This is a genomic window from Pseudomonas sp. TWI628 (genome assembly GCF_039673865.1).
Taxonomy (GTDB): Bacteria; Pseudomonadota; Gammaproteobacteria; order Pseudomonadales; family Pseudomonadaceae; genus Aquipseudomonas.
Genome location: NZ_JBDJMM010000070.1, coordinates 1 through 704, shown reverse-complemented (window position 1 = coordinate 704; position 704 = coordinate 1). Strand labels below are relative to the sequence as shown.

The 704-nt window shown below is 64.6% G+C and carries 1 protein-coding gene; it reads right to left on the bottom strand.

Annotation, left to right across the window (positions count from 1 at the left end; genetic code table 11):
• Positions 1-89 precede the first annotated feature (89 nt).
• Entirely contained in the window at positions 90-347 is a 258-nt protein-coding gene (locus ABE528_RS27315) for a hypothetical protein (RefSeq protein ID WP_003255717.1), read from the bottom strand.
• Between the last annotated feature and the right edge of the window lie 357 nt (positions 348-704).

The window sequence follows — 704 nt, the reverse complement described above, 5'->3', positions numbered from 1 at the left end:
CGCGTCGCCCTGGCCCCCTCTACCGCTCTCCACCCGCGCCGGCCCCTGCGCGGTTAACCCCCCGAAGAGGCCGGCGCAGGAAAATTCGGTCAGGCGCGCTTGTTGAACTGCGCCAATGCCGGCAACAGCTGCTTGTCGATCGCCTGGCGCACCGCCGGCAGGATGGTCGCACTGCCGGTATACATCTGCTCCACCATCCCCTTCAGCGCCCGCGCATTAGGCTCGGTCAGCCCCCGCACCACCGCCTCGCAGGCTTGCTCGGCACTGGCCCCGGCCGGAATGTCGAACCCGCGCGCGCGCAGGTGGCCTGCCAGGTCGTCCTGGTCTATCAAATCCGCATGCATCATGGCTGTTGTCCCTTTTATCGCGAAGAGAGTGCTGCTGTGATTTACGACCGATTCTGTGTCTGCAGCGACAGGCCCGCAAGGGCAGAATGTCGCAATGGCCGGTTTGGCTAAGAACAGGTCGTTCCCGGCTAATTACGGGGGGCGGGAAGCCAGCAGACTGCAGCCATTCACGGTCCACGAGGGTTTGGTCACCCTCACTCATGCACAGTGGATATTGCTCGCTCTTGGCCCCGGATGCTCACGGCTTTCCGGGGTTATTTTTTGTCTGAATACATAACCTGTAGGAGCGGGGGGGGGGGGGCCGCCGCGCGCGGGGGGGCACACAACCAAACAACACCACGCCCCCCCCCCCCCCCA

Coding starts and splice junctions, on each gene's coding strand:
- ABE528_RS27315 (WP_003255717.1), bottom strand. CDS start 347: ATGATGCATGCGGATTTGATAGACCAGGACGACCTGGCAGGCCACCTG.